The sequence below is a fragment of the Priestia sp. P5_B4 genome (assembly GCF_056400385.1).
The window spans coordinates 33339-59289 of sequence record NZ_JBFULJ010000010.1 but is presented as its reverse complement, the minus strand read 5'-3'; the positions used below and the strand labels follow the sequence as shown (position 1 = coordinate 59289).

The following is a 25951-nucleotide window of genomic DNA, read 5'->3' as shown; positions in this document are numbered from 1 at the left end:
ACAGGCAGGTTGCCCACGTGTTACTCACCCGTCCGCCGCTAACGTCATAGAAGCAAGCTTCTAATCAGTTCGCTCGACTTGCATGTATTAGGCACGCCGCCAGCGTTCATCCTGAGCCAGGATCAAACTCTCCGAAGAAATGTTTGACTTGCTCAATTTAAAAATAAAATTTAACGTTGACGTTTGTCGCTTTGTTCAGTTTTCAAAGTTCAACCGTCGCTCTTGAGCGACTTTTTTATATTAACAAGTTGTCGTTCATTTGTCAACAACTTTTTAATATTTTATTTCTGATGAATTGCGATTGTTTTCCAATCACTCATCAGCGACATTTAATAATTTAACATCTGTACTATATAAAGTCAACACTTTTTAAAAAGTTTTTTTCGTTTTACCAAAAAACCTTATTTACTTCCCTGTTTTCACTGAACCTTAGTAAGATCTTTGAAAGGATTTGGTACTTCTCTTGAATGTTTCGTTCAAGAACTACATGATTCAAACTTTGTTGAAAAGCAACGTTTGTTCTTTTCATTTCTTCTCTGAGTAGTGCTTCTAACTCTAAACACTCCACTTGATTAAATAAACAAATTTTCATTGATTCACCTGCTTTTTGCGACATTGATTCTCAAAACATCAAAATAAAATCAGTCGTTCTTTTCCTTACCTGTTATTAATTGTAGACAAAACGCATACAAATTAGACAAGTACTACTTATTAAATGAGGTGACAAAATGAATATGTTTTATACTATTCGAGCCAAAAGAATCAAACAAACAATGCTTATCGTAGTTGCTGCTTTTTTTACAAGCTTTTTTCTTTATGCTCAACAGACGTTTCACTTTCCTGTTTTTTCAACAGATAACGGTCCACGAGCTGTTTATAAGGCGGATGATAAAAATCCCGAAGTCGCTCTTACATTTAACATCAGCTGGGGAGACGAAAGAGCTATTCCTATTCTAAATGAACTGAAAAAACAGCATATTGAACATGCTACTTTCTTTTTATCTGCTTCATGGGCTGAACGTCATCCAGATGTTGTAGAGCGCATTAAGAAAGAAGGGCACGAAATTGGCACAATGGGCTATGACTATACTTCCTATACAAGCCTAAAACCTAATGAAATTAGACAAGATCTTGCAAAATCAAAGAAAGTCTTTGATTCCCTAGGACTTAAAGATGTTCACCTTCTTCGGCCTCCTAACGGACAATTTAATAAAGACATCTTAAAATTAACAGCGGATATAGGATATACAACCGTGCACTGGAGCATCGACTCTAAAGACTGGACAAATCCAGGAGTTGAAAAGATTGTATCGAATGTCACAAAACCCTTAGATGGGGGAGATATTATCTTGCTGCACGCGTCTGACTCCGCTCAACAAACAGCAAAGGCTATTCCATATATCAAGAATTCATTACAAAATAAAAAAGTCTCAAACGTAAGTGTTTCAACATTAATTTCAAATTCAAAAACCCAAGTAAAAGATATCCGCTAAGATCTATTCGCACTGTATATGGAAAGCAAAAGCAGACAAATATACTATTTGTCTGCTTTTGCTATTCTTTCGTGCGTAAGAAGTTTCGGCAAAATAAGAAGTTGATACATATTACAAATTAGAAGTGGAAACACCATAAGGTAAAGCCAGCTTTCTTCGTTCGTTCGCAGCGCAGGGAACCATTCAATTGTCGTTACAACAATCATAAAAAACAGCGCTGGTACAAAAGCCTCTTTATTCGTCTGCTTTTTCTTTGCATACGCCACTAACAACCCTACCGCTAACAAGAACACGCTTAACAAAATATACTTACCTATGCCTTCTCCCGGTTGTTGAAAGAACTTATATCGAAAATAAGCAACGTCAAATAATACAAATAAAACAAATACAATTTGAACCGATTTCCAAAGTGATGCAGATTTAAAAATTCCCAACCCAAATCGGTGAATAGTTAAATATGCAAAAAACCCCATTTGACTAATTAAACTAAAAATAAACCCTACGCCTACGAGCCATGTTAAAACAGCAACAATTTCTCCTATCTTTCCTTGTTGAAATAAGTGACCGTATTCCCCCCAGCGCACCGCAAATCCAACAAAAGCTGTACTTATCCCCCCGACAGCTAACGTGGTTAGAAATAGACGAACCCAATTTCGACTATTCACTTCCATCTCCCCCATAAGTTACAAAATTGTACCTTTTCATAAATTGTACCAATCACGTTTTGAAAAATCTAGAGCTCTTTTATGAATAAAAAACCTTGATTATCTCATATTAAGCGTAAGCATATTAGGAAAGGAGCTCATTACTATGAAAAAGCGACTCATGCTCCTCATTTATATAGGAATGTGTATGCTTTTAGCTACAGCCTGTGCACCGCAAGATGAAGAGAACAATGGTATGGATTATGATCAAACAAAGAAAATGGTTGTTGATATTTTAAAAACAGATGAAGGAAAAAAAGCAGTCGAGGCAATTATGAAAGACCCTTCTGTTAGACAAGATATTTTAATGGATCAAAACGCGATAAAAGATACAATTTCTCAAACCCTAGTCTCAGATAAAGGCGTGGAATTTTGGAAAAAAGCCATGGAGGATCCGAAGTTTGCTGAAAGCTTTGCTAAAAGTTTGGAAAAAGAAAATAAGACGGTCATCAAACAACTGATGAAAGATCCTGAATATCAAGGAATGCTTCAAGATGTTTTAAAGGATCCGGCTATGGAAAAAGAAGTACTGACTGTTTTAAAGAGTAAAGAATATCGCACTTATTTACAAAAGATTATGACCGAAACGTTTGATAGCCCTCTTTATCAATCTAAAATTCAAGACATTCTTTTGAAAGCCGCTGAAGAAACACAAGGTGGACAAAAACAAAGCAGCGACGATGGTGGTTCTTCTTCCTCTGGATCTGATTCAGGCGGAGAACAGCAACAGCAGTGATTAAATACGCATCTCATATGAGGTGCGTATTTAATTATGTCATTTATTTTTATTAAAAAACCTAAATAACTTCTTTATATTTTTTAATACTTAGTATTTTTATTGGAATTGTAAACTTTAATTCTTGGCTTTATGGTAAAATATTAGAAATTAACACAATCGTTTTATAGCAAAAGGAGGGAATTCGATGGAATTTCGCGTTATTAAAACGTTTCAAACCATTGTTCGTTTAGGAAGCTTTCAATTAGCCGCTGAATATTTAAAGTACTCTCAGCCTACCATTACACTGCACATTCAAAAGTTGGAATCCGAACTAGGATTTAAGCTTTTAGAACGAGGAAAAAGCATAAAACTTACTGAAGCAGGTAAAATCTTTTACGAGCGGGCAAATATTTTACTAAAGGAATATGAATATCTAAATAACACCTTAAAGGATTATTCAACAGGCGAAGCTGGCACTATCCGTATAGGTGCTGCAGAGCCTACAGCAAGCAGTCGACTGCCTTCCATTCTCTCATTATTTAAAAAAAGATATCCCAACACAGAAATTAGCTTACTCGTTGCAGACGAAAAGCATCTTCATCAACATATACGCAATCAAGAAATTGATTTCGCGATTGGCACTGTCTCAGAATCGTTCAGAGATATAGAATTTGAGGCACTACTAACGGAAAAACTTGTGCTGCTACTACCATTCAATCATGCTCTAACAAAAAGAAAAACAATCTTTGCAAAAGATTTAATACACGAAACGCTGATTACAGCTGGGCACTCTTCCGTTCAAAAGAAAATTGAGCAGCTAATCTTTGAACGAACAGGCCAACTGCCTGCTAAAGTCCAGTTAGGCACTATTAGCACACTTCAGCATTTTGTAAAAGAAAACTTAGGAGTAGCCGTTGTTCCACAAATAAGCGCAACTCTTCCGCTAGATCAAGTGGTGGTTAAAACGATTCATGACTTGCATGAGGGGCCTGCAATCGGCATTTTAAAGCACCAGTCTCACACCGTAAGTACAGCCGGAAAAACATTTTTAGCTCTCTTAAAACAAAACCTTGCATTTGATTTAAAAAAGGCGCAGATTGAACTCTCTGTATAATAGCAAAAAGCACGCGCTGTTCGAGCGCGTGCTTTTCGTTATTTTCCTGTTGCTGCTTTTTCATTTTCGCAAATAAATGCAATCTTGCTTGCAATCTCTCCATATATTTTACCTAAACGATGCGATTCATCGTAAATGGAAGGTGCAAAATCTTCTTCATTCCAGTCAGGCTGACTTAACGGAAGCTGTCCTAACAGCTCTGTCTGAAGTTCCTCAGCGAGTTTTGGACCTCCGCCTTTACCAAATACATACTCTTTTTCCCCTGTTAGCTGGCTTTCAAAGTAGGCCATATTTTCTACAACTCCGATTACCTCATGATCGGTTTTCAAAGCCATAGCACCCGCTCTAGCTGCAACAAATGCCGCTGTAGGATGTGGTGTTGTAATAATCACTTCTTTACAAGCAGGAAGCATGGAGTGAACGTCTAATGCGACATCACCTGTTCCGGGAGGTAAGTCTAGTAAAAGATAATCTAATTCTCCCCATTCAACTTCTGTAAAAAAGCTCGTCAACATTTTTCCAAGCATAGGTCCTCGCCAGATAACAGGTGAATTATCTTCTACAAAGAAGCCCATGGAAATAACTTTTACTCCGAAACGGTCAACTGGAATAATCTTTTCACCTTCTACTACGGGACGCTGTGTGATTCCCATCATATCTGGGACGCTGAATCCATAAATGTCAGCATCAATTAAACCAACTTTCTTTCCTAAACGAGCTAGAGAAACGGCCAAGTTAACAGAGACTGTTGATTTACCAACGCCTCCTTTACCGCTGGCAATAGCAATAAATTCAGGTGCATTCGGACTAGTTAGTAAGTTGCCAGTATTCGGTTGCTCAGCGCGGTACTGCTGAAGTTCTTCAGGCGTAAACTCAACAAATCGCAGTCCAACCGACTGTACACCTGCTTTTTTTAATTCTTCTACAATCGTGCCTTGAAGGCTCAGCTGTTCACTAGTACCTGTTTTTGCAACAGCAATCTTCAGGCTTATATGCTGTTTTTCAGCTTTAATTGTTATTTCTTTAATCGCATCTGTTTCTGATAGTTTTTTATTTAAAAATGGATCTGTAATTTCCCCTACTACTTCTTTTACTTGCTTTTCCGTTAGCATACTCCCACCACCATGTTAAAATCTATTTATTTATACTATCAAGTATATCATACATATTAGATTTTTCTGAATAGAAGGATGCTATGCTTTTTATTTGGGCTTTTCTCCAGTAAAATACCGGCTGACTCCTTCATAAATGGATTCAGCTAACTTTTTTTGATAGCGTTTCGATTGAAGCATTTTACGTTCTGTAGGATTTGATAAGAATCCTACTTCAACCAAAGCACCTGGTGGCTTAGAATGCTTAAGAAGGTAAAGAGTTTGAATAGCTTTTGCTTCACGGGTCGTATTATCCAGATTATTTCTTAGCTCTTGTTGAATGAGTTTAGCCACTTGCTCGTTTTCTTTTAGGGACCCGTAATAGAAAGTTTGAGCCCCTCTCCATGCAGAGGATGGAATAGCATTCAAGTGAATACTTAAGTACAAATTAGCATTGGATTTATTAATCATCGTTAAGCGATTTTTTAAGTCTTCTACTTTTCTGCGACTGTATCCTCTTGTGTCTTTGGCCGCTAGGTCTTCGTCTTTTTCTCTCGTCATAATAACAAGTGCCCCTTGCTCTTGCAGATAGTCCCGAAGCATCAACGAAATTTTAAGAGTTATTTCTTTTTCAAGCACTTCATCCTCTCCTACGGCTCCTCCATCAACACCGCCATGTCCAGGATCTAGTACAATAACTTTCCCGCTAAGAGGGAGTGAAAGCGAACCGGATGATGTTCTATGATCTATCTGATATTGTACAATGACAAAAAGAACGAGAAGCGCTATAATTGTGCTCATTATTTTTACTTTAGACATTTTATCCCTTCCCTTCTTGCCTCACCTATTTATTTCTATATGGGACAAGAACGGGAATTATGAGTACTTTTTAATGCAAACGTAACCGACGTCTTTTTTCTGCGGTTCGATAACCTTCTTTCCACCAGTCTTGCACATACCCTTGACATAAATAATACAGACCATCTTGATAAAGATCTGTTACAGACATGCTGACGGCTCCGTACAATGTATCAATTAAAAGAGACTCTTCTTGCTTACTGTGCTTCTGAAAATCTTCGTAGCCTTTACCACGTTTACTCACCCGGGCACCTAATAAAAATGATTCGATAGCAATATCAAGACAGTACTCCTCCACATGTTCGTCTCCTAGCATATTCCACTGAAACATGGGATGAAAATAACGGCGCAGCCTCTCTTGAAGCAAATCAAAGGACAGCTCCCTTAGGACTTTGCGTTCATATTTCATTTCTTTTTCATAACGTTTTTCTTTTAAATATGTAACCTCGTTCACTATAACGCCTCCCTTTTTTACATATTGTCTGCACAAGCCTTCGTCTCATACGCAAACAACAAATAAAAAAAGCCTTGGTCCAAAGACCAAGGCTTGAAACGTAATATAAAATTAACGTTTTGAGAATTGTGGTGCACGACGAGCGCCTTTAAGACCGTATTTTTTACGTTCTTTCGCACGAGCGTCACGAGTTAATAGACCAGCACGTTTTAATGTTCCACGGTATTCAGGGTCTGCTTCTAATAAAGCACGAGAGATTCCGTGACGAATAGCGCCAGCTTGACCTGCATAACCTCCACCATTAACGTTTACAAATACGTCATAGTTACCTACAGTTTCAGTTAAAGCAAGTGGTTGTTTTACTACTTCACGTAGTGCAGCAAATGGAATGTATTCTTCGATTTCACGACCGTTGATTGTTACGCGACCGTTACCTGGTACTAAACGTACACGAGCAACAGAGCTTTTACGACGACCAGTTCCGTAATATTGTACCTGTGCCAAGATAATAACCTCCTCTTATTAATTATCCGCGAAGTTCGTAAACTTCTGGTTTTTGTGCTTCATGTGGATGTGTTTCACCAGCATACACATGTAATTTTTTGAACATTTGACGGCCTAGGCTACCTTTTGGAAGCATGCCTTTGATTCCTAATTCAAGCATTTTCTCAGAGTAGTTAGTACGCATTTCTAATGCTGTACGTTGTTTCAAACCACCTGGGTGCATGCTGTGACGGTAATAAATTTTATCAGTTAATTTCTTACCTGTTAGTTCGATTTTTGACGCATTGATAAGGATCACGTGATCACCAGTATCAACATGTGGTGTAAAAGTTGGTTTATGTTTACCGCGTAAGATTGATGCTACTTCACTTGCTAAACGACCTAAAGTTTTACCTTCAGCATCGACAACATACCATTTACGCTCTACTTCGTTTGCTTTCGCCATGAAAGTTGTACGCATGAGTTTCCCTCCTAATTTTCATCATCAATTATAAAATTATTTCAACCTTCTATTTCAACACGATTAATTTCCGGGGCTAACCGTGGGGTTAAAATACATACCATATGATATATTATATCTTTAAGCTACTAATGTCAAGAAAATGTTACACCAGGTTTAGTTGTCATAGAAAACGCGCCATAAATATAGTCCTTGCGAAGGCGCAGTTTTCCCTGCACGAGGACGTGATTTGCTTTCTAGAATATCTTTTATAGCATCTGGTTCAATACGGCCTTGTCCCACTTCTAAAAGCGTTCCAACAAGAATACGAACCATATTATACAGAAAGCCACTTCCAACGAATCTAAACACAAGCTGACTATTCTCTTCATACATATCAATCTTGTAAATCGTACGAATCTTATCTTCCACTTCTGTTCTCGCTGAACAAAAGCTTGTAAAGTCGTGTGTACCGAGTAAATATGTGATGGCTTTTTTCATTTTTGAGTAGTCTAATGGATAAGGGTAATAGTATGCATAAGAACGAGTGAAAGGATTTCGATCTTCGCCGCGCAAAATATGATAGCGATACTCTTTTGAAGTAACGTCATACCGGGCGTGAAAATGTGCATCAACTTCACATACATTCTTCATTACAATATCATCTGGTAGCATTGAATTCAATGCTTTTTTCCACTTATCACATGGAATATTTAGGTTTGTATCAAAATGAATGACTTGCCCCTGTGCATGAACATTTGTGTCCGTTCGTCCAGAGGCGTAAATCGGAACTTTTTTGTTATGCATTTTCTCTAAAACGGCTTCAATCTCCAGTTGAACAGTTCGCTTATTGGGCTGAACTTGATAACCTGAAAAGTGTGTGCCGTCGTATGCAACTATACATTTTAAACGTTTCATCTTTTCACCAAACAATCTTTACGTTCTAATCAGCACTAAAACAACTGCTACTGCCAGCAGAAGTAAAAGCATAATTGTATCTATGCTTCCCCATTTCAATTGACGATACTTTGTACGCCCTTCTCCGCCTTTATAACCCCTTGCCTCCATGGCAATAGCTAGCTCTTCAGCACGCTTAAATGAACCTATAAATAGAGGAACAAGTAAAGGAACAACAGCTTTCAAACGATCCGTAACGGGGCCGCTGCTAAAGTCCACTCCTCGTGCTGTCTGCGCTTTAATAATTTTATCTGTCTCTTCCATCAATGTAGGAATAAAGCGAAGAGAAATGGACATCATTAAAGCTAATTCGTGTACGGGAAGCTTAAGCTTTTTAAATGGATTCAGCAAGCTTTCCATTCCATCTGTTACTTCAATAGGCGTAGTCGTTAAAGTTAGCATCGTCGTAATTAAAATTAAGAACAAGAAGCGCAAGGAAATTAAAACACCTTGAATAAGGCCGCCTTTATAGACAGAAAACCATCCCCATTCAAACAAAAGAGGACCTTCCTTTGTCATAAAAATATGCAAAAGAAACGTGATGATAATAATAAACATAACGGGCTTTAACCCTCTTAAAATAAACGAGACGGGCACTTTACTCATGGCCACTATCATAAGGGTATACACACCTAAAAAAGCATAGCCGATAGGGTTATTTGCTAAAAACACAATTAATACATACGCAAATACGAGAAGCAGCTTGGCCCGGGGATCCATTCGATGGACAACCGAATGCCCCGGCACATACTTACCAATAATGATTGAGTTCATCATAATCGTTCACCTTGCTGCATAAGGTGCTGCACTTTCTCTACCACCTCAGAAAAGGTAATAACCGTATCCGATGCTTCAAGCTGAAATTTCTCTTGCAGCTTCAGCATAAAGCGAAGCGATTCTGGAACATCCAATCCATATTCTTTTAACTGCGTATGCTGACCAAATACTTCTCTAGGTGACCCTTTCATCGCAATCGTTCCCTTATTCATCACAATTAGCTCATCTGCGTACATAGCTGCATCTTCCATGCTGTGAGTCACGAGAATCGTCGTCAAGCCTTTTTCTTTATGAAGACGATAAATCATATTCATAATTTCTTGACGCCCTCTAGGGTCCAATCCAGCAGTTGGCTCATCTAAAATTAGCACATTAGGATTCATCGCTAGAATACCTGCTATCGCTACACGACGCATTTGTCCACCACTCAAATCAAAAGGAGATCTGGCGAGAATGTCTTCTGGCAACCCTACTAACTTGATAAGCTCTCTTGCTTTTTGCTTTGCTTCTTTTTCCGAAACGCCATAATTCATTGGTCCAAAAGCTATATCTTTTTCCACCGTTTCTTCAAAAAGCTGATGTTCTGGAAATTGAAACACCACGCCTACTTGCTGACGAATAGCTTTTAAATTCTTTTCTTTTCGATTGGCTTTAATGGTGCGCTCACCGATTTGAATTTCACCAGCAGTTGGCTTCAATAAGGCATTCAGATGCTGTATGATTGTTGATTTCCCAGAACCAGTATGGCCAATAACAGCCAAAAATGTACCTGATTGAATGTTTAAATTTAAGTCATGTAGAGCAATTCGTTCAAATGGTGTATTAACTTGATAACGGTGCTCTACTTCTTTGAATATAATGTCCATAGTTCGTCCACCAAGTCCTCATCTGTTAAATGAATTTTTGATAAAGGAATTCCTACGGAAGCAAAACGATGGCTTAGTTTAACGGAAAACGGCAAGTCTAGTCCAATATCCGTTAACTTGGAACCTAATGCAAATACTTCGCGTGGAGTACCTGTTGCATAGATCTTCCCTTTGTTCATCACAACGACTCTGTCAGCCATTGCTACTTCATCTAAATCGTGAGTAATTGAAATAACCGTCAGTTGTTTTTCTTCTTTTAATTTTCTAACAGTTTCAAGTACTTCAGTTCGCCCAATAGGATCTAACATAGATGTTGCTTCATCTAGAATGATGACAGATGGCTGTACGGCAATTATACCCGCAATGGCCACACGCTGTTTTTGTCCACCTGATAGCTGATGAGGCTCTTGATCCAGAAAAGCACTCATATTGACCATTTCGATTGCTTCAGGTATACGTTTTTCCATAATCTCAAATGGAATCCCGTTGTTTTCAAGCCCAAAAGCAATATCGTCTTGAACGGTTGAGCCAACAAATTGATTATCTGGATTTTGAAACACCATTCCAATCTGCTTGCGCACATCCCATATTGTTTCTTCAGATAAAAGAGTATCGCCCACTCGAACCGTTCCTTTTTCAGGTAGCAAAAGGCCGTTTAGAATTCGTGCCAGCGTCGACTTACCAGATCCATTATGTCCAGCTATCGCTAACCATTCACCTTTATAAGCAGAGAGAGAAAGGTGATCTAATGTTAGGTCTGCTTCAGGATCATATCGAAAGCATAAATCTTTTACCTCTAAAGACATTTCTTTCAACGCTATCTTCCTCTCAGCTTTTTCTATTGCAGCATTGCCTACATTGATTTTTTACGCTATTTACCCAGTTTTAGGTATAAAAAAAGGGCAACGACTAGTTACACACTGTCTCGCCCTTTTCTATCTGTATTAAAAATATTAAACTAATTCAATGATAACCATTGGAGCACCGTCACCACGGCGAGGTCCAACTTTTAAGATACGAGTGTAACCGCCTTGGCGATCTTCGTAGCGAGTAGCAATATCGCTGAATAGTTTTTGTAAAGCGCTTTGACCAGCTTCTTCGTTAGCTACTTCATTACGGATGTAAGATGCAGCTTGACGACGAGCGTGTAGATCTCCACGTTTACCTAAAGTAATCATTTTTTCAACAGTTGAACGTAATTCTTTTGCACGAGCTTCAGTTGTCTCAATGCGTTCACTGATGATTAAATCAGTTGTTAAATCACGAAGAAGCGCCTTGCGTTGTGCGCTTGTACGACCTAATTTACGGTAAGACATGTGAGGTCCCCTCCTTTGTTAAGTAGTTAAACAGGTAGATATAATCAGTCGTCCTTACGTAGACCCAAACCTAATTCTTCAAGTTTAGCTTTAACTTCTTCTAAAGATTTACGGCCTAAGTTACGAACTTTCATCATATCTTCTTCTGTTTTATTAGCAAGCTCTTGTACAGTATTGATGCCTGCTCGTTTTAAGCAGTTGTAAGAACGAACAGATAAATCCAGTTCCTCGATCGTCATCTCTAGAACTTTTTCTTTCTGGTCTTCTTCTTTTTCTACCATAATCTCTGCTTTTTGAGCTTCATCTGTTAAGTTAACGAAGATATTTAAGTGTTCAGTTAGAATCTTTGCACCTAAAGCAACAGCTTTTTCTGGCTCGATGCTACCGTCAGTCCAAACATCCAACGTTAACTTATCGTAATTTGTCATTTGACCAACACGAGTATTCTCTACATAATACGATACGCGAGTAACAGGCGTATAGATTGAATCAATTGGAAGTACACCAATTGGTTGGTCTTCACGCTTGTTAGCATCGGCAGGATTATAACCTCGACCTGTGCGAGCAGTAAGTCTCATACGGAAATGAGCATCTGACTCAAGTGTTGCAATATGAAGATCCGGATTTAGAACTTCGATATCGCTGTCTGCTTGAATGTCAGCAGCCGTTACTGTACCAGGACCTTTAACATCGATCTCAAGTGTTTTCTCTTCATCAGAGTAAATCTTTAACGCTAACTTTTTAACGTTTAAAATGATGTTTGTTACATCTTCAACAACTCCAGGAACTGTTGAAAATTCATGTAATACACCTTCAATTTGAATAGATGTTACAGCTGCACCAGGGAGTGAGGATAATAGGATACGACGTAAGGAGTTACCCAAAGTAGTACCATATCCACGCTCAAGTGGTTCGACGACGAATTTACCGTACTTTCTATCATCGCTGATTTCTACCGTTTCGATTTTTGGCTTTTCAATCTCTATCAATATAAACCCTCCTTCAAAACGTCGAAACCTCGGCTAGACGGCTGATTTCTCAAATGCCTAACCGAAATTCCCTATTAGACAGTTCCCGAATGTGCACAACAAATGGAAAACATTTCGTTGCATGAATAAATTCTACACCATCATCATTATAGACAACGAAATAGAATCTATACATATTAATTATACACGACGACGTTTTGGTGGGCGGCATCCGTTGTGAGGTACAGGAGTAACATCTTTAATAGCTGTTACTTCTAAACCTGCAGCTTGAAGAGCACGGATAGCTGCTTCACGACCAGCACCAGGGCCTTTAACTGTAACTTCAAGAGTTTTCATTCCGTTATCCATAGAAACTTTAGCAGCAGTTTCAGCAGCCATTTGCGCAGCAAATGGAGTAGATTTACGAGAACCTCTGAAGCCAAGTGCGCCTGCACTAGACCAAGCAATCGCATTACCGTGAACATCTGTAATTGTTACAATAGTGTTGTTAAACGTTGAGCGAATATGAGCTACACCAGCTTCAATATTCTTTTTCACGCGACGTTTACGTGTATTAGTTTTACGTGCCATCTGTTAATGACCTCCCTTACTAATTATTTCTTCTTGTTCGCTACAGTACGGCGTGGGCCTTTACGTGTACGAGCATTGTTTTTACTGTTTTGACCACGAACTGGTAAACTACGACGGTGGCGGATACCACGGTATGAACCAATCTCAATTAAACGTTTGATGTTTAAAGAAACTTCACGACGAAGATCGCCTTCTACTTTATAGCTATCTAAAATATCACGAATTTTACCTAATTCTTCTTCTGTTAAGTCACGAACGCGAGTATCTTCAGAAACTCCAGCTTCAGCTAGAACTTTTTCAGCAGTTGGACGACCAATACCGAAAATGTATGTTAATGAAATTACTACACGCTTGTCACGAGGAATATCAACACCAGCAATACGTGCCATATGAATAGTGCACCTCCTTATTGATTAACCTTGTTTTTGTTTATGCTTAGGGTTTTCACAAATTACCATTACTTTACCTTTTCTACGGATAACTTTACATTTTTCGCAGATTGGTTTAACTGATGGTCTGACTTTCATGTTTCATACCTCCTTGATAGTACGGAGTGCATAGGTTTTATTTGAAACGGTACGTAATTCTACCGCGAGTTAAATCGTATGGTGACAATTCTACAGTTACTTTATCACCAGGTAAGATTCGAATGAAATGCATGCGAATTTTTCCTGATACGTGAGCAAGTACTGTATGACCATTTTCTAATTCTACCTTGAACATAGCGTTAGGTAAAGTTTCAGCAACTGTACCTTCAACTTCAATTACATCGTCTTTTGCCATTAAAGTGCTCTCCTTTCTTTGAAACAGTAACAAGCTATCATTAAACGACTTAAAAAGAACCTGTTCTGAACATCCGGAGATCGTAATCATTAAATTCAAGATGATTGACGCTAATATACATCTTTACCATTTTAACAGCAATTCAGACGAAAAACGATCATCGTGAATTTAGATAATTACTGTTTACTGTCCAGTGCATCTAGCGAGGAATGGATAGAGATAACATCCTTTAACATTACAATGCTGTCAGAATTTCATATCCCGTCTCAGTAATTGCAATAGTATGTTCGAAGTGCGCACACATTTTACCATCTACTGTGACAACTGTCCAGTTATCAGGTAATGTTTTTACATATCGCATACCAGCATTCACCATTGGCTCAACTGCCAATACCATGCCTGGACGTAGACGCGGTCCTTTATTCGGTGGACCATAATGAGGTACTTGCGGATCTTCATGTAAGTCTTTGCCGACCCCATGGCCAACATATTCTCTTACAATCGAAAAGTTACGTGATTCTGCGTACTGTTGAATAGCATGTGAAATATTCGACAAACGCTCACCCGGCTTAGCTTCTGCTAATCCCTTGTAGAGAGATTGCTCAGTCACATTAAGCAGCTCTTGATTTTCTAATGAAATCTTTCCTACTCCATATGTCCAAGCTGAATCACCGTGATAGCCACCGAATTTAGCTCCGATGTCTAAACTGATGATATCTCCTTCATTAAGCTTGCGTTCACCCGGAATACCATGAACTAATTCTTCATTCACAGAAGCACATACACTGCCGCGAAAACCATTATACCCTTTAAAAGACGGAATTGCATCATGTTGACGAATAAAATTTTCAGCAATTGCATCCAATTCTATAGTCGTAATACCTGGAGCGATATGCTTTTTTAACTCTAGATGAGTTAAAGCCACGATTCGTCCAGCTTCACGCATGACCTCAATTTCCTCTGGTGTCTTGCAAATGATCATTGCTTAACCCCAGCAAGTAATTGACGAACATCCTCAAACACAATGTTAATATCTTGATTACCATTAATATTGCGTAGATAACCTTTTTCTTGATAGAAATCAAGTAGAGGTTGAGATTGTTTAACATTAACTGAAAGTCTAGTTGAAACCGTCTCAGCATTGTCATCTGCACGTTGGTAAAGCTCTCCGCCACATTTGTCACAAACTCCTTCTTTCGCAGGAGGATTGAATACTAAGTGGTAAGTAGCTCCGCAATCTTTACAAATGCGGCGTCCAGTAAGACGCTCCATTAAAATGCTTTGATCTACATCAATATTAATCACATAATCAATTTGCTTGTTTAGTTCTTTTGTAATTGTTTCAAGAGCTTCTGCTTGGGCTACTGTTCTTGGGAAGCCATCAAGTAAAAAGCCGTTTTCACAATCTTGTTTGTTTAAACGCTCGCGCACAATTCCAATTGTTACTTCATCAGGAACAAGGTTACCTTGGTCCATAAATGATTTAGCTTTTAAACCTAGTTGCGTTCCTTCTTTAATTGCAGCTCGGAACATATCTCCTGTTGAGATATGAGGGATATCGTAATGCTCAACGATTTTTTCTGCTTGAGTACCTTTCCCAGCACCAGGAAGGCCCATTAACACTAAATTCATTTCTTGCTTCCCCCTCAGTATCTTATCCGTTTAATGGGAAAGCAGCTTGCTTCCCACTAAACAGCTTTACTTAATAAATCCCTTATAATGGCGTTTCACTAATTGACTCTCAAGCTGTTTCATTGTCTCAAGAGCTACACCGACAACAATTAACAAACTAGTACCGCCGATCTGAGCAGATGATGGTAAGTTTGCAATTTTGATGAACAGAACCGGCAACACAGCAATTAACGCAAGGAATATCGAACCGATTAATGTCAGACGATATAACACTTTCGTTAAATAAGCTTGTGTGCTTTTACCAGGACGGATTCCTGGGATGTAGCCACCTTGCTTTTTCAAGTTCTCTGCTACTTGTTCAGGGTTAACTTGAACAAATGTATAGAAGTAACAAAAAGCAATGATTAACGCTACATACACTATCATACCAATTGGCTTAGTATAGTCAAATGTATTCTGAATCCACGTCGTTACATCATTTGGACCGAAAAATGATGCAATTGTTGGTGGTGTGATAATAAATGAAACTGCAAAGATAACAGGAATAACCCCAGCTGCATTTACTTTTAACGGTAAATGAGTGGATTGACCTCCAACAGGATTACGACCAGCTGAACCCTTTGCATATTGAATAGGAATTTTTCGTAGCGCTTGTTGGAAGTAAATAACCCCAACAATAATAGCTAAAACTGCAATCGCAATTAAAACTACCGTTACGATACGAATGAATAATTGATCCCCAACGTCTTCAAATTGCTGTGCATAAATTTGATTTAATGTTGTCGGAATACCAGCTGCAATCCCAGCAAAGATAATGATGGAAATACCGTTACCTACGCCTTTTGCAGTAATCTGCTCTCCTAACCACATTAAGAAGGCAGTACCTGCCGTTAACACTGTAGCAATTAGAAGATACGTAGAAATTCCTGGATTAGCGATCAATTGTCCGCCCGAAATATTGTTGAATCCTATAGACATACCTAAAGCCTGGATAAATCCAAGCACAATTGTTCCATAACGAGTTACTTGAGCTAATTTACGGCGCCCAACATCTCCCTGCTTTGACCATTCTGTAAACTTAGGTACAACATCCATCTGCAATAATTGGACGATGATGGATGCTGTAATATAAGGCATAATGCCCATAGCAAGAATGGAGAAGTTTTTTAACGCGCCGCCGCCAAATGTATTCAGAACCCCGAATACATTTAACCCATCTTGCAATTTTAGTACATCCGTATTAACACTTGGTACAGGAATAAATGTACCAATTCGGAAGACAATTAACATTAACAAAGTGAAAAAGATTTTTTGTCTTATTTCACGCACGCGCATTAAATTGGAGATTGTTTGAAACATTAGATCACCTCAACTGTACCGCCAGCAGCTTCGATAGCTTCTTTAGCAGTTGAAGAGAATTTAGCAGCTTTAACAGTTAGCTTAGAGTTTAATGTACCGTTTCCTAGTACTTTAACGCCAGCTTTTGCTTTGCTTACTAAACCAGTTTCGATTAATAATTCTGGTGTTACTTCAGTTCCATCTTCAAAACGGTTAAGAGCTTCTAAATTAACGATCGCGTATTCTTTGCGATTGATATTAGTGAACCCACGTTTTGGAAGACGACGGAATAAAGGAGTTTGACCACCTTCGAAGCCAGGTCTTACGCCACCGCCAGAGCGAGCGTTTTGCCCTTTGTGACCTTTACCTGAAGTTTTTCCGTTACCTGAACCAGTACCACGACCTACACGGTTACGTACTTTACGTGAACCTTCAGCTGGTTTCAATTCATGAAGTTTCATTCCGGAGCACCTCCTTAGAGTGACAATTTATACTTATTGCTCTTTTACTGTAACAAGGTGAGCTACTTTGTTAATCATTCCGCGAATTGCAGGATTATCGTCTTGAACGACAGTTTGATTTAACTTACGTAGGCCAAGTGTACGAACAGTTACACGTTGATCTTCTGGACGACCAATTACGCTACGAGTAAGGGTAATTGCTAGTTTGTTTGCCATTCCATATCCCTCCCTTATCCTAACAGTTCTTCTACAGTCTTGCCACGTAGTTTTGCAACATCTTCAGCACGTTTTAGGTTAGCTAAACCGTTAAGAGTTGCACGTACCATGTTGATTGGAGTGTTTGAACCTAAAGATTTAGATAGAATATCACTTACTCCACCCAATTCTAGTACCGCACGAACTGGGCCACCAGCGATAACTCCTGTACCTTCAGAAGCAGGTTTTAAGAAAATTTGACCTGCACCAAATTGTCCAAGGATTTCGTGTGGAATAGTTGTACCAACCATAGGTACAGTAATTAAGTTTTTCTTCGCATCTTCAATTGCTTTACGGATTGCATCTGGTACCTCTTGTGCTTTACCAGTACCGAATCCAACGTGACCGTTTTTGTCACCAACTACAACTAATGCAGCGAAGCGGAAACGACGTCCACCTTTCACAACTTTAGCTACGCGGTTAACGGTAACAACACGTTCTTCAAGCTCTAATTTATTTGGATCAATACGACGCATGATTTTCCCTCCTTTTACAATTAGAATTGTAATCCAGCTTCACGAGCAGCGTCAGCTAATGCTTTAACACGGCCATGATATAAATAACCGCCACGGTCGAATACTACTTCGTTTACACCTTTTTCTACTGCGCGTTTAGCGACTAATTCGCCAACTTTGATAGCAGCTTCAGTGTTACCAGTGCTTTCTAAAGTCAGGTCTTTATCTAACGTTGAAGCACTTGCGATTGTTACTGAATTTAAATCGTCGATAACTTGTGCGTAAATATGTTGATTAGAACGGAACACGTTTAAACGCGGACGAGTTGCAGTTCCAGATAACTTCGCACGAACACGAGCATGTCTTTTTTTACGAACTTTGTTTTTATCAAGCTTCGTGATCATTTCGGGCACTCCTTTCTTTTACCTAACCGGCATTACTTCTTAGCAGTTTTACCTTCTTTACGACGTACATATTCGCCTTCGTAACGAATACCTTTACCTTTGTAAGGCTCTGGTGGACGAACGTCACGAATATTTGCAGCTAATGCACCTACGCGTTCTTTATCAATACCTTTAATAACGATCTTAGTTTGAGAAGGAACTTCGATTTCGATTCCTGTTTCAGGAGTAATCTCAACTGGGTGAGAGTATCCAACGCTCAATACTAATTTGCTACCAGATTTTTGTGCACGGTAACCTACACCGACTAATTCTAAACCACGTTCGAATCCTTTAGTAACACCTTCAACCATGTTACCTAAAAGGCTACGAGTAGTTCCGTGAAGAGCGCGGTGCTCTTTATTGTCACTAGGACGATTAACAACTAATACGTTGTCTTCAACTTTAATTTCGATTTCAGGGTGGAATGTACGAGTTAATTCACCCTTTGGTCCTTTTACAGTTACAGTGTTGCTCTCGTTCGTAACTGTAACACCTGCTGGAAGTTCTAAAGGCTTTTTACCAACACGTGACATAGTTACACCTCCATTCACATTTAAAACTTATTACCAAACGTACGCTAATACTTCTCCACCAGCTTGCTTTTGACGAGCTTCTTTGTCAGTTAAAACACCTTGAGAAGTAGAAACGATTGCGATACCTAAACCGTTAAGTACACGTGGTACTTCGTTATTTTTTGCATAAACACGTAGACCAGGTTTACTGATACGTTTTAAGCCTGTAATTACACGTTCGTTATTTGAACCGTATTTTAAGAAGATACGGATAATACCTTGTTTGTTGTCTTCGATGTATTCTACATCACGTACGAAACCCTCACGCTTAAGGATTTCTGCAATTTGCTTCTTAATGTTAGAAGCAGGAACTTCAATTTTCTCATGACGAACCATGTTCGCATTGCGGATACGAGTTAGTAAATCTGCAATAGGATCAGTCATTACCATATTAATTTACCTCCTTCCCAAACTTGGGTTTTACCAACTAGCTTTTTTAACACCAGGAATTTGACCTTTATAAGCAAGCTCACGGAAACAAATACGGCAAAGCTTGAATTTACGTAGTACTGAGTGTGGACGTCCACAACGTTCGCAACGTGTATACTCTTGTACTTGGAATTTTTGCTGGCGTTTTTGCTTCGCAATCATTGATTTTTTAGCCACATTTTCGCCTCCTCTGCTTAACGTTGGCAGTTATTACTTCTGGAATGGCATACCGAACTGAGTTAAAAGCTCACGAGCTTCTTCATCAGTGTTTGCTGTTGTAACAATAACGATATCCATACCACGAACTTTAGTTACTTTATCATAATCGATCTCTGGGAAGATCAATTGTTCTTTAACACCTAACGTGTAGTTTCCACGACCATCAAATGCTTTTTTAGATACACCACGGAAATCACGCACACGTGGAAGTGATACTGATACTAGTTTATCGAAGAATTCGTACATACGCTCGCCGCGTAAAGTAACTTTCGCACCGATTGGCATACCTTCACGAAGACGGAAACCAGCGATAGATTTTTTCGCACGAGTTACAACAGGTTTTTGACCAGTGATTTCAGCTAGTTCTTCAACAGCGTTATCTAAAGCTTTTGAGTTAGAAACAGCATCACCGATACCCATGTTGATTACGATCTTGTCGATTTTTGGCACTTGCATTACAGATTCATAATTAAACTTGCTAACTAGAGCAGGAGTAATCTCTTTTGTAAATTTCTCTTTAAGACGGTTCATGTGAACTAAACCTCCCTTCACATTTCATTAATTATTTATCTAAAGTTTCACCAGATTTTTTTGCTACACGTACCTTTTTGCCATCGATAACTTGGTACCCAACACGAGTTGGCTCACCAGATTTAGGATCCAACGGCATTACGTTTGATACGTGGATAGGTGCCTCTTGGCTAACGATTCCACCTTGTGGATTTACTTGAGAAGGTTTAGAGTGTTTTTTCACAACGTTCACACCTTCAACAAGTACACGGTCTTTCTTTGGGAAAGCTGCAAGTACTTCACCTTGCTTACCTTTGTCTTTACCAGAGATAACCACTACTTTGTCGCCCTTTTTAACATGCATCCTATTCGCACCTCCTTAAAAGGCATTTTGTATTTGTTCTATATATCAATTAGATAACTTCTGGAGCTAATGATACGATCTTCATGAAGTTGTTATCACGTAATTCACGAGCAACTGGTCCGAAGATACGAGTACCACGTGGTCCTTTGTCGTCACGGATGATTACGCAAGCATTTTCGTCGAAACGGATGTAAGAACCGTCAGTACGGCGAACACCACTTTTTGTACGTACAACAACAGCTTTAACAACGTCACCTTTTTTAACAACGCCTCCTGGTGTTGCTTGTTTCACCGTACAAACGATAACATCACCAATGTTTGCTGTCTTACGACCTGAACCACCAAGTACTTTAATAGTAAGTACCTCACGTGCACCAGAGTTGTCTGCAACTTTTAAACGAGATTCTTGTTGAATCATGTACGAAACCTCCCTTCGGATGAATCATTCTTATCCGATCTATCTTAACTATTAGATGATAACAGCTTTTTCTACAACTTCTACTAGACGGAAACGTTTAGTAGCTGATAACGGACGAGTTTCCATGATCTTCACGATATCGCCTAGTTGAGCTGTATTGTTTTCATCGTGAGCTTTGAATTTCTTTGAGTATTTTACACGCTTGCCATAAAGCGAATGCTTTTTGTAAGTTTCAACAAGAACAGTAACAGTCTTATCCATTTTGTCAGAAACTACGCGGCCAGTGTAAACTTTACGTTGGTTGCGTTCACTCATTCTGAAAGCCTCCTCTCAGACTTAATTATTTATTAGCAGCAATCTCTCTTTCACGAACTACAGTTTTCATACGAGCGATCGATTTGCGCACTTCGCGAATACGAGTAGTATTCTCTAATTGTCCAGTCGCTAATTGGAAACGAAGGTTAAACAACTCTTCTTTTAAAGCCTTAACTTTTTGTTCAATTTCAGCAGTGGTAAGGTCACGAATTTCATTAGCTTTCATTAGAATCACCACCAATTTCTTCACGTTTTACAAACTTACATTTTACAGGTAGCTTGTGTGCAGCTAAACGTAAAGCTTCACGTGCAACCTCTTCAGATACACCTGAAATTTCAAACATTACTTTTCCAGGTTTAACAACTGCTACCCAACCTTCAGGAGCACCTTTACCAGAACCCATTCGGACTTCTAGAGGCTTAGCAGTATAAGGTTTAGAAGGGAAAATTTTAATCCATACTTTACCGCCACGTTTCATGTAACGAGTCATTGCGATACGAGCAGCTTCGATTTGACGGTTTGTAATCCAAGAAGCTTCAGTAGCTTGTAAACCGAATTCACCGAAATGTACTTCCGTACCACCTTTAGCGCGTCCACGCATTTTTCCGCGGTGTTCGCGACGATATTTAACGCGTTTTGGTAATAACATAATTATTTTCCTCCTTCCTCAGTTTTCTTTTTAGTAGGAAGAACCTCTCCACGATAGATCCATACTTTCACACCAAGTTTACCATAAGTAGTATCTGCTTCAGCGTGAGCATAGTCAATATCAGCGCGAAGTGTATGAAGTGGAACTGTACCTTCACTGTAATATTCAGAACGAGCAATATCAGCTCCGCCTAAACGACCAGATACCATTGTTTTGATACCTTGTGCGCCAGCACGCATGCTACGTTGGATAGCTTGCTTTTGAGCACGACGGAATGATACACGGTTCTCAAGTTGGCGAGCGATGTTTTCAGCTACTAGTTTAGCATCTAAATCTGCTCGTTTAATTTCAAGGATGTTAATGTGTACACGCTTGCCTGTTAATTGGTTAAGAGCTTTACGAAGTGATTCTACTTCAGTACCACCTTTACCAATTACCATACCAGGTTTTGCAGTGTGGATCGTTACGTTTAAGCGGTTAGCAGCGCGTTCGATTTCAACTTTAGAAACAGCTGCATCGTTTAAACGTTTAGCGATATATTCACGTACTTTTAAGTCTTCATGTAATAAGTCAGCGTAGTCTTTGCCAGCGAACCATCTTGATTCCCAATCACGGATGACACCGACGCGAAGACCGACCGGATTTACCTTTTGACCCATGAATTATCCCTCCTTCTTTTCTGATACCACGATTGTGATGTGGCTTGTGCGCTTGTTAATTTGGCTTGCACGTCCCATAGCGCGTGGACGGAAACGTTTTAAAGTTGGACCTTCGTTAACAAAAGCGTCAGTAATAACTAAATTGTTAGCGTCCATTTCATAATTGTGTTCTGCATTGGCAATAGCAGATTTTAATACTTTCTCAACGACTGGAGAAGCAGCCTTTGGCGTGTGAAGTAGCACTGCTAGCGCTTCACCCACTTGCTTACCTCGAATTAAATCTACAACTAAACGAACTTTACGAGGAGCAATACGTACTGTTCTCGCGACAGCTTTAGCTTGCATTTAAAAGCCTCCTCTCATATTAGCGTCTTGTTTTCTTATCATCACTTGCGTGACCTTTGTAAGTACGAGATGGTGCGAATTCACCAAGTTTGTGACCTACCATGTCTTCAGTAACATAAACTGGTACATGTTTACGACCGTCATATACAGCAATTGTATGACCAATGAACTGAGGGAAGATAGTTGAACGACGAGACCAAGTTTTTACTACTTGCTTGCTGTCAGTTTCGTTTAACTTCTCAATTTTGTTGATTAAATGGTCATCTACAAAAGGTCCTTTCTTTAAGCTGCGACCCATAAATGAACCTCCCTTCGTGATTGTCCTACGGTTCGTTTGAACCGTAGCTCAATCCCGTTATTTTTTACGACGACGAACGATAAATTTATCGGATTTGTTTTTCTTCTTACGAGTTTTGTAACCAAGTGTTGGTTTACCCCATGGACTCATTGGAGACTTACGTCCGATTGGAGCACGTCCTTCACCACCACCGTGTGGGTGATCGTTAGGGTTCATTACAGAACCACGTACAGTTGGACGGATACCTAACCAACGAGAACGACCGGCTTTACCGATGTTGATTAACTCGTGTTGTTCGTTACCAACTTGACCTACTGTTGCACGACAAGTTGCAAGAATCATGCGTACTTCACCAGAAGTTAAACGTACTAATACGTATTTACCTTCTTTACCAAGTACTTGAGCAGATGTACCTGCAGAACGAACTAATTGTCCACCTTTACCAGGTTTCAATTCGATGTTGTGTACTACTGTACCAACAGGAATGTTAGCTAAAGGAAGCGCGTTACCTACTTTAATGTCAGCTTCAGGACCTGACATAACTTCTAAACCTACTTTTAGGTTTTTAGGAGCAAGGATGTAACGTTTTTCACCATCAGCATAATGAATTAATGCGATGTTAGCTGAACGGTTTGGATCATATTCGATTGTAGCAACGCGTCCAGGTATTCCATCTTTATCGCGTTTAAAATCGATGATACGGTATTGACGCTTGTGCCCACCACCTTGGTGACGAACAGTCAATTTACCTTGGTTGTTACGACCACCTTTTCTCTTGACAGGTGCAAGTAACGATTTTTCTGGTTTGTCAGTAGTAATTTCAGCGAAATCAGAAACTGACATGCCACGACGACCATTTGAGGTTGGTTTATACTTTTTAATCGCCATCTCAATTTCCCTCCTTCTCTAGTAATCTTAAGCTTCGAAGAATTCGATTTCGTTGCTCTCTTGAGTTAGTGTTACTACCGCTTTACGACGACGGTTAGTAAGACCACTGTAGCGACCTACACGCTTGAATTTACCTTTGTAGTTCATGATGTTTACTTTTTCAACTTTTACGTCAAAGATTTTTTCGATAGCATCTTTAACCTCAGTTTTATTAGCTCTTACATCAACATCAAACGTATATTTTTTCTCAGCCATTAAGTCTGTTGAACGTTCTGTAATTACGGGGCGCTTAATAATATCACGAGGATCTTTCATTATGCAAGCACCTCCTCTACTTTTTCAACTGCGTCTTTAGTGATTACAAGCTTATCATGGTTCATAACGTCTAATACGCTTAAACCATTAGCTGCAACAACTGTTACACCAGGAATATTACGTGCTGAAAGTGCAACGTTTTCGTTAAGATCAGCAGTTACTACTAATGCTTTGCGTTCTACTGTTAGGTTTTTAAGAACTGCTACCATTTCTTTTGTTTTTGGAGCATCAAAAGAAAGAGCTTCAAGAACAACGATGCTGTTATCTTGAACTTTAGTTGATAATGCAGACTTAATTGCTAAACGACGAACTTTTTTAGGTAATTTGTAGCTATAGCTTCTTGGAACTGGACCAAATACTACGCCACCACCACGCCATTGTGGAGAACGGATAGATCCTTGACGAGCACGACCAGTACCTTTTTGACGCCATGGCTTACGGCCACCGCCTCTTACTTCAGAACGATTTTTAACTTTAGAAGTACCTTGACGTTGAGATGCACGTTGCATTACGATCGCGTMGAAAAGTACTTTGTTGTTTGGTTCGATACCGAAAACGGCATCTTGAAGTTCGATTTCTCCAACGTTTTCACCGTTTTGGTTAAACAATGCTACTTTTGGCATTGGTTATTCCTCCTTTCTCGAAGAATTATTATTTAGATTTAACTGCAGATTTAACAGTAACTAGAGATTTTCTAGCTCCTGGCACGTTACCTTTTACTAATAAAAGATTGCGTTCTGCGTCAACTTTAACGATTGATAAGTTTTGCACAGTGATGCGCTCTCCACCCATGCGTCCTGGTAATAATTTACCTTTGAATACGCGGTTTGGAGCTACAGGACCCATTGAACCTGGGCGACGGTGGTAGCGAGAACCATGAGACATAGGTCCGCGAGATTGTCCGTGGCGTTTAATAGCACCTTGGAAACCTTTACCTTTTGAGATTCCTGTTACATCAATTACATCGCCTTCTGCGAAAATATCAACCTTGACTTCTTGACCAACTTCATATGCTGAAGCGTCCACACCGCGTAACTCACGGATGAAGCGCTTAGGAGCAGTATTAGCTTTAGTAGCATGTCCTTTTGCAGGTTTGTTAGATAGTTTTTCACGGATATCTTCGAAACCTAATTGGATTGCTTCGTAACCGTCTGTCTCAGCGTTTTTAACTTGAAGAACTACGTTAGCAGAAGCTTCAATTACTGTTACTGGGATCAAGTCACCATTTTCAGCAAATACTTGAGTCATACCGATCTTTCTTCCTAAGATTCCTTTGGCCATTAGTCACACCTCCTAAGTATCTTTTCATTCTTTATTTTAAATTAAAGTTTAATTTCGATATCTACACCAGATGGTAAGTCTAAACGCATTAATGAATCAACAGTTTGTGGTGTTGGATTCACGATATCAATTAAGCGTTTATGCGTGCGCATTTCGAACTGCTCACGAGAATCTTTATATTTGTGTACTGCACGTAGAATTGTATAAATTGATTTTTCAGTCGGTAATGGAATCGGACCAGATACAGCCGCACCAGAACGTTTTGCAGTTTCTACGATTTTCTCAGCAGATTGATCAAGAATTCTGTGATCATATGCTTTTAAACGAATGCGAATTTTTTCTTTTGCCATTATTTTCCCTCCTTTTTCGCCTATTTTACAATAGACATTCTCCGCGGAAATTTCCCCACACTCGCCATGGCAAAGCGGCCGGGTGTGTCGGCAACCTTCCGCATCATCGCAGTCAAAGACC

The 25951-nt window shown here is 39.3% G+C and carries 44 protein-coding genes and 1 rRNA gene; 3 read left to right on the top strand and 42 right to left on the bottom strand.

Annotated elements, in window-relative coordinates:
• Positions 1 to 138 (bottom strand): 16S ribosomal RNA (locus AC1DRF_RS02940); the annotation flags it as partial.
• A gap of 250 nt (positions 139 to 388) precedes the next feature.
• Positions 389 to 616, bottom strand: a complete 228-nt coding sequence (locus tag AC1DRF_RS02935) for a hypothetical protein (protein WP_427076954.1) — start codon at positions 614 to 616, stop codon at positions 389 to 391.
• 112 nt (positions 617 to 728) lie between these two features.
• On the opposite strand from AC1DRF_RS02935, the gene pdaB reads away from it, so the two are divergent.
• Positions 729 to 1493 (top strand): polysaccharide deacetylase family sporulation protein PdaB, encoded by a 765-nt coding sequence (pdaB, locus tag AC1DRF_RS02930; protein WP_057242643.1) that lies wholly within the window; start codon positions 729 to 731, stop codon positions 1491 to 1493.
• A 44-nt stretch (positions 1494 to 1537) separates the two neighbouring features.
• On the opposite strand, the gene AC1DRF_RS02925 is transcribed toward pdaB, so the two are convergent.
• The gene (locus AC1DRF_RS02925; RefSeq protein WP_043982702.1) at positions 1538 to 2158 is read right to left on the bottom strand and encodes a KinB-signaling pathway activation protein; all 621 of its coding nucleotides are present in this window, start codon (positions 2156 to 2158) and stop codon (positions 1538 to 1540) included.
• Between the two features lie 145 nt (positions 2159 to 2303).
• On the opposite strand from AC1DRF_RS02925, the gene gerD reads away from it, so the two are divergent.
• Together gerD and AC1DRF_RS02915 are read left to right on the top strand one after the other, a co-directional pair.
• Positions 2304 to 2933, top strand: a complete 630-nt coding sequence (gene gerD / locus AC1DRF_RS02920; RefSeq protein ID WP_477740309.1) for a spore germination lipoprotein GerD — start codon at positions 2304 to 2306, stop codon at positions 2931 to 2933.
• 187 nt (positions 2934 to 3120) lie between these two features.
• Positions 3121 to 4029 (top strand): LysR family transcriptional regulator, encoded by a 909-nt coding sequence (locus tag AC1DRF_RS02915; RefSeq protein WP_427076955.1) that lies wholly within the window; start codon positions 3121 to 3123, stop codon positions 4027 to 4029.
• 38 nt (positions 4030 to 4067) lie between these two features.
• Here the strand turns inward: AC1DRF_RS02915 and AC1DRF_RS02910 are convergent, their stop codons facing one another.
• The 39 genes from AC1DRF_RS02910 to rpsJ all read right to left on the bottom strand — a co-directional run bounded on the left by AC1DRF_RS02910 (position 4068) and on the right by rpsJ (position 25830).
• Complete coding sequence (locus AC1DRF_RS02910; RefSeq protein ID WP_013054962.1) at positions 4068 to 5141, bottom strand: Mrp/NBP35 family ATP-binding protein; 1074 nt, start codon at positions 5139 to 5141, stop codon at positions 4068 to 4070.
• 90 nt (positions 5142 to 5231) lie between these two features.
• Positions 5232 to 5939, bottom strand: a complete 708-nt coding sequence (cwlD, locus tag AC1DRF_RS02905) for an N-acetylmuramoyl-L-alanine amidase CwlD (protein ID WP_427076956.1) — start codon at positions 5937 to 5939, stop codon at positions 5232 to 5234.
• Positions 5940 to 6009: 70 nt separating this feature from the next.
• Positions 6010 to 6432 (bottom strand): DUF2521 family protein, encoded by a 423-nt coding sequence (locus tag AC1DRF_RS02900; RefSeq protein ID WP_013054960.1) that lies wholly within the window; start codon positions 6430 to 6432, stop codon positions 6010 to 6012.
• A 111-nt stretch (positions 6433 to 6543) separates the two neighbouring features.
• Positions 6544 to 6936 (bottom strand): 30S ribosomal protein S9, encoded by a 393-nt coding sequence (rpsI, locus tag AC1DRF_RS02895; protein ID WP_013054959.1) that lies wholly within the window; start codon positions 6934 to 6936, stop codon positions 6544 to 6546.
• 22 nt (positions 6937 to 6958) lie between these two features.
• Complete coding sequence (gene rplM, locus AC1DRF_RS02890) at positions 6959 to 7396, bottom strand: 50S ribosomal protein L13 (protein ID WP_013054958.1); 438 nt, start codon at positions 7394 to 7396, stop codon at positions 6959 to 6961.
• A 156-nt stretch (positions 7397 to 7552) separates the two neighbouring features.
• Positions 7553 to 8293 carry a tRNA pseudouridine(38-40) synthase TruA gene (gene truA, locus AC1DRF_RS02885; protein ID WP_477740308.1) on the bottom strand — a complete coding sequence of 247 codons (741 nt, stop codon included), beginning with the start codon at positions 8291 to 8293 and terminating at the stop codon, positions 7553 to 7555.
• An 18-nt stretch (positions 8294 to 8311) separates the two neighbouring features.
• Positions 8312 to 9109, bottom strand: a complete 798-nt coding sequence (locus tag AC1DRF_RS02880) for an energy-coupling factor transporter transmembrane component T family protein (protein ID WP_016762726.1) — start codon at positions 9107 to 9109, stop codon at positions 8312 to 8314.
• Positions 9106 to 9975, bottom strand: a complete 870-nt coding sequence (locus AC1DRF_RS02875; protein ID WP_097825352.1) for an energy-coupling factor ABC transporter ATP-binding protein — start codon at positions 9973 to 9975, stop codon at positions 9106 to 9108. The genes AC1DRF_RS02880 and AC1DRF_RS02875 overlap by 4 nt, the downstream gene beginning before the upstream one ends.
• Entirely contained in the window at positions 9951 to 10790 is an 840-nt protein-coding gene (locus AC1DRF_RS02870; RefSeq protein ID WP_013054954.1) for an energy-coupling factor ABC transporter ATP-binding protein, read from the bottom strand. Before AC1DRF_RS02870 ends, AC1DRF_RS02875 begins: the two co-directional genes overlap by 25 nt.
• 138 nt (positions 10791 to 10928) lie before the next feature.
• On the bottom strand, positions 10929 to 11291 hold the full coding sequence (rplQ, locus tag AC1DRF_RS02865; RefSeq protein WP_013054953.1) for a 50S ribosomal protein L17: 363 nt from the start codon (positions 11289 to 11291) through the stop codon (positions 10929 to 10931).
• 44 nt (positions 11292 to 11335) lie between these two features.
• Positions 11336 to 12280: a DNA-directed RNA polymerase subunit alpha gene (locus AC1DRF_RS02860; protein WP_013054952.1), complete on the bottom strand. Its 945-nt coding sequence runs from the start codon at positions 12278 to 12280 to the stop codon at positions 11336 to 11338.
• Between the two features lie 180 nt (positions 12281 to 12460).
• Positions 12461 to 12850: a 30S ribosomal protein S11 gene (rpsK, locus tag AC1DRF_RS02855; protein WP_013054951.1), complete on the bottom strand. Its 390-nt coding sequence runs from the start codon at positions 12848 to 12850 to the stop codon at positions 12461 to 12463.
• A 23-nt stretch (positions 12851 to 12873) separates the two neighbouring features.
• Positions 12874 to 13239, bottom strand: a complete 366-nt coding sequence (gene rpsM / locus AC1DRF_RS02850; RefSeq protein ID WP_013054950.1) for a 30S ribosomal protein S13 — start codon at positions 13237 to 13239, stop codon at positions 12874 to 12876.
• A 24-nt stretch (positions 13240 to 13263) separates the two neighbouring features.
• The gene (gene rpmJ / locus AC1DRF_RS02845) at positions 13264 to 13377 is read right to left on the bottom strand and encodes a 50S ribosomal protein L36 (RefSeq protein WP_003156543.1); all 114 of its coding nucleotides are present in this window, start codon (positions 13375 to 13377) and stop codon (positions 13264 to 13266) included.
• Between the two features lie 37 nt (positions 13378 to 13414).
• Complete coding sequence (gene infA, locus AC1DRF_RS02840) at positions 13415 to 13633, bottom strand: translation initiation factor IF-1 (protein ID WP_010285101.1); 219 nt, start codon at positions 13631 to 13633, stop codon at positions 13415 to 13417.
• Positions 13634 to 13868: 235 nt separating this feature from the next.
• Complete coding sequence (gene map / locus AC1DRF_RS02835) at positions 13869 to 14615, bottom strand: type I methionyl aminopeptidase (RefSeq protein ID WP_043982709.1); 747 nt, start codon at positions 14613 to 14615, stop codon at positions 13869 to 13871.
• A complete protein-coding gene (locus tag AC1DRF_RS02830) occupies positions 14612 to 15265 on the bottom strand; it encodes an adenylate kinase (RefSeq protein WP_013054948.1) in 654 nt (217 codons plus the stop codon). The genes map and AC1DRF_RS02830 overlap by 4 nt, the downstream gene beginning before the upstream one ends.
• A gap of 66 nt (positions 15266 to 15331) precedes the next feature.
• Positions 15332 to 16624, bottom strand: a complete 1293-nt coding sequence (gene secY / locus AC1DRF_RS02825) for a preprotein translocase subunit SecY (protein WP_013054947.1) — start codon at positions 16622 to 16624, stop codon at positions 15332 to 15334.
• The gene (rplO, locus tag AC1DRF_RS02820; RefSeq protein ID WP_013054946.1) at positions 16624 to 17064 is read right to left on the bottom strand and encodes a 50S ribosomal protein L15; all 441 of its coding nucleotides are present in this window, start codon (positions 17062 to 17064) and stop codon (positions 16624 to 16626) included. The genes secY and rplO overlap by 1 nt, the downstream gene beginning before the upstream one ends.
• A 33-nt stretch (positions 17065 to 17097) precedes the next feature.
• Entirely contained in the window at positions 17098 to 17280 is a 183-nt protein-coding gene (gene rpmD, locus AC1DRF_RS02815) for a 50S ribosomal protein L30 (protein WP_013054945.1), read from the bottom strand.
• A gap of 14 nt (positions 17281 to 17294) precedes the next feature.
• A complete protein-coding gene (gene rpsE, locus AC1DRF_RS02810) occupies positions 17295 to 17795 on the bottom strand; it encodes a 30S ribosomal protein S5 (RefSeq protein WP_013054944.1) in 501 nt (166 codons plus the stop codon).
• Positions 17796 to 17815: 20 nt separating this feature from the next.
• Positions 17816 to 18178: a 50S ribosomal protein L18 gene (gene rplR / locus AC1DRF_RS02805; protein WP_013054943.1), complete on the bottom strand. Its 363-nt coding sequence runs from the start codon at positions 18176 to 18178 to the stop codon at positions 17816 to 17818.
• Positions 18179 to 18210: 32 nt separating this feature from the next.
• Positions 18211 to 18750 (bottom strand): 50S ribosomal protein L6, encoded by a 540-nt coding sequence (rplF, locus tag AC1DRF_RS02800; protein WP_013054942.1) that lies wholly within the window; start codon positions 18748 to 18750, stop codon positions 18211 to 18213.
• A gap of 30 nt (positions 18751 to 18780) precedes the next feature.
• Positions 18781 to 19179: a 30S ribosomal protein S8 gene (gene rpsH / locus AC1DRF_RS02795; protein ID WP_028410368.1), complete on the bottom strand. Its 399-nt coding sequence runs from the start codon at positions 19177 to 19179 to the stop codon at positions 18781 to 18783.
• 30 nt (positions 19180 to 19209) lie between these two features.
• Positions 19210 to 19395, bottom strand: coding sequence for a type Z 30S ribosomal protein S14 (locus tag AC1DRF_RS02790; RefSeq protein WP_013054940.1), 186 nt, complete (start codon positions 19393 to 19395; stop codon positions 19210 to 19212).
• A gap of 33 nt (positions 19396 to 19428) precedes the next feature.
• The gene (gene rplE, locus AC1DRF_RS02785) at positions 19429 to 19968 is read right to left on the bottom strand and encodes a 50S ribosomal protein L5 (protein ID WP_013054939.1); all 540 of its coding nucleotides are present in this window, start codon (positions 19966 to 19968) and stop codon (positions 19429 to 19431) included.
• A 31-nt stretch (positions 19969 to 19999) separates the two neighbouring features.
• Positions 20000 to 20311 (bottom strand): 50S ribosomal protein L24, encoded by a 312-nt coding sequence (rplX, locus tag AC1DRF_RS02780; protein ID WP_013054938.1) that lies wholly within the window; start codon positions 20309 to 20311, stop codon positions 20000 to 20002.
• 49 nt (positions 20312 to 20360) lie between these two features.
• Entirely contained in the window at positions 20361 to 20729 is a 369-nt protein-coding gene (rplN, locus tag AC1DRF_RS02775) for a 50S ribosomal protein L14 (RefSeq protein WP_013054937.1), read from the bottom strand.
• A 51-nt stretch (positions 20730 to 20780) separates the two neighbouring features.
• Entirely contained in the window at positions 20781 to 21044 is a 264-nt protein-coding gene (gene rpsQ / locus AC1DRF_RS02770; RefSeq protein ID WP_013054936.1) for a 30S ribosomal protein S17, read from the bottom strand.
• 25 nt (positions 21045 to 21069) lie between these two features.
• On the bottom strand, positions 21070 to 21270 hold the full coding sequence (gene rpmC, locus AC1DRF_RS02765) for a 50S ribosomal protein L29 (RefSeq protein ID WP_013054935.1): 201 nt from the start codon (positions 21268 to 21270) through the stop codon (positions 21070 to 21072).
• The gene (gene rplP / locus AC1DRF_RS02760) at positions 21260 to 21694 is read right to left on the bottom strand and encodes a 50S ribosomal protein L16 (protein ID WP_013054934.1); all 435 of its coding nucleotides are present in this window, start codon (positions 21692 to 21694) and stop codon (positions 21260 to 21262) included. The genes rpmC and rplP overlap by 11 nt, the downstream gene beginning before the upstream one ends.
• A 2-nt stretch (positions 21695 to 21696) precedes the next feature.
• Positions 21697 to 22353: a 30S ribosomal protein S3 gene (gene rpsC, locus AC1DRF_RS02755; protein ID WP_013054933.1), complete on the bottom strand. Its 657-nt coding sequence runs from the start codon at positions 22351 to 22353 to the stop codon at positions 21697 to 21699.
• A gap of 3 nt (positions 22354 to 22356) precedes the next feature.
• Positions 22357 to 22698, bottom strand: a complete 342-nt coding sequence (gene rplV, locus AC1DRF_RS02750; protein ID WP_013054932.1) for a 50S ribosomal protein L22 — start codon at positions 22696 to 22698, stop codon at positions 22357 to 22359.
• 19 nt (positions 22699 to 22717) lie between these two features.
• On the bottom strand, positions 22718 to 22996 hold the full coding sequence (rpsS, locus tag AC1DRF_RS02745) for a 30S ribosomal protein S19 (protein WP_013054931.1): 279 nt from the start codon (positions 22994 to 22996) through the stop codon (positions 22718 to 22720).
• A gap of 57 nt (positions 22997 to 23053) precedes the next feature.
• On the bottom strand, positions 23054 to 23884 hold the full coding sequence (gene rplB / locus AC1DRF_RS02740) for a 50S ribosomal protein L2 (RefSeq protein ID WP_013054930.1): 831 nt from the start codon (positions 23882 to 23884) through the stop codon (positions 23054 to 23056).
• A gap of 27 nt (positions 23885 to 23911) precedes the next feature.
• The gene (gene rplW / locus AC1DRF_RS02735; RefSeq protein ID WP_013054929.1) at positions 23912 to 24199 is read right to left on the bottom strand and encodes a 50S ribosomal protein L23; all 288 of its coding nucleotides are present in this window, start codon (positions 24197 to 24199) and stop codon (positions 23912 to 23914) included.
• Positions 24199 to 24822, bottom strand: coding sequence for a 50S ribosomal protein L4 (gene rplD, locus AC1DRF_RS02730; protein ID WP_477740307.1), 624 nt, complete (start codon positions 24820 to 24822; stop codon positions 24199 to 24201). The genes rplW and rplD overlap by 1 nt, the downstream gene beginning before the upstream one ends.
• A 28-nt stretch (positions 24823 to 24850) precedes the next feature.
• Positions 24851 to 25480, bottom strand: a complete 630-nt coding sequence (gene rplC / locus AC1DRF_RS02725; protein WP_013054927.1) for a 50S ribosomal protein L3 — start codon at positions 25478 to 25480, stop codon at positions 24851 to 24853.
• A 41-nt stretch (positions 25481 to 25521) separates the two neighbouring features.
• Complete coding sequence (gene rpsJ, locus AC1DRF_RS02720; protein WP_013054926.1) at positions 25522 to 25830, bottom strand: 30S ribosomal protein S10; 309 nt, start codon at positions 25828 to 25830, stop codon at positions 25522 to 25524.
• Positions 25831 to 25951: the final 121 nt, after the last annotated feature.